General features: G+C 68.4%; 1 protein-coding gene. It reads left to right on the forward strand.

All coding sequences use genetic code 11. The annotated features are described in order from the left end of the window. Positions 1-487: ATP-binding cassette domain-containing protein (locus BGN97_RS09765; RefSeq protein ID WP_292700655.1), on the forward strand; the 487-nt coding region annotated here is incomplete at both ends.

Raw genomic sequence — 487 nt, forward strand, 5'->3', positions numbered from 1 at the left:
CGTGCTCGAGGAGGTGCCGACCGTTCCGGACCCGCAGAAGCCGATCGACCTGTGGGAGGCGCGGGGCGCGATCCGCTTCGACGACGTGACCTTCGGGTACAACGGCGACAAGACGATCCTGCCGAGCTTCTCGCTCGACATCCCCGCCGGGCAGACCATCGCACTGGTGGGCACGACCGGAGCCGGGAAGTCGACGCTCGCCAAGCTCGTGTCGCGGTTCTACGATCCGAGCGAGGGCGAGGTCACGCTGGACGGCGTCGACCTGCGGATGCTGCATCCCAAGGATCTGCGCCGTGCGATCGTCATGGTCACGCAGGAGGCGTACCTGTTCAGCGGGACCGTGGCGGACAACATCGCCCTCGGCAAGCCGGATGCGACGCTGGACGAGATCCGTGCGGCGGCCCGCGCCGTGGGTGCGGACGAGTTCATCACCTCGCTGCCGGACGGCTACGACACCGACGTGAACAAGCGCGGTGGACGCGTCTCG

The sequence above is a fragment of the Microbacterium sp. 69-10 genome (assembly GCF_001897945.1).
GTDB lineage: Bacteria > Actinomycetota > Actinomycetes > Actinomycetales > Microbacteriaceae > Microbacterium.